This window comes from Arthrobacter sp. ZBG10 (genome assembly GCF_001238605.1).
Classification (GTDB): Bacteria; Actinomycetota; Actinomycetes; order Actinomycetales; family Micrococcaceae; genus Arthrobacter.
Genome location: NZ_LFQH01000111.1, coordinates 1 through 899, shown reverse-complemented (window position 1 = coordinate 899; position 899 = coordinate 1). Strand labels below are relative to the sequence as shown.

General features: G+C 65.1%; 1 protein-coding gene. It reads left to right on the top strand.

The features are described 5' to 3' along the window. The coding region (locus tag ACU18_RS18700) for a transposase (RefSeq protein ID WP_157407858.1) at window positions 1-612 on the top strand (612 nt) is incomplete at its 5' end. Window positions 613-899 lie beyond the last annotated feature (287 nt).

Genomic DNA, 899 nt, shown 5'->3' with positions numbered 1-899 from the left:
CACACCTGGCTGCACCGGCAACACTTCGATAACCCTGCGCTGCAGGCCGCCTACGAGTCCAGCCTTGAAGCGGCGGAACTGACACTGGACCGCAGGAACCGTTTGGACGCGAAGATCACCGCCCTGGCCCTCACTGACCGCTACGCCCCGGTGGTCCGGGCGCTGATGTGTTTGAGAGGAATCTCGGTGCTGACGGCTTTCGGTCTGACAGTGGAGATCGATGACTGGACCCGCTTCAGCGGCAGCACTATCGGCTCGTATCTGGGCCTGGTCCCTTCCGAGCATTCCTCCGGTGCTTCCCGGTCCCAGGGCGGGATCACCAAAACCGGCAACACCCACGCCCGCCGCCTGCTGGTCGAGGCCGCCTGGCACCACCGTCGGCCCTACAACAACGTCAGCCGCGACATGCGTTCCCGCTGGAACGCGGCCGACGAAGCTTCCCGGGCCCGCGGCCACCAAGGCAATCACCGTTTGCACCGCAAGTGGGACCAGTTCGAAGCCCGACACAAACGCCGGGTCATCGCCAACGTCGCCGTCGCGAGGGAACTGGCCGGCTGGTGCTGGTCCCTCGCCGCAGCAATCCAACAGGAACAGCCATGGACGGATGAGTAGATGTGTGCCGTTCCCGGCCTGGGCTCGATGGCTCGGCAGCGTGGAGGAGACCCGCGATACACCTATGGACAACCGGCGACCAACCGGTGACGCCCGACATTGCTAGACCAGCGGCACCCCTCCAGCCGAACACCTCGTCCTGCGGTAACCAACCCGCGCATATCAGTCTGACAGCGCCGTCGATCAAGACGCGCCAGCCACCCCGGAACAGGACCCCGAACGAACACAAAACGAGCGGCCCACGACAACCAGCCGTGGGCCGCTCACCCTTGCCCTCTTGACAAGAA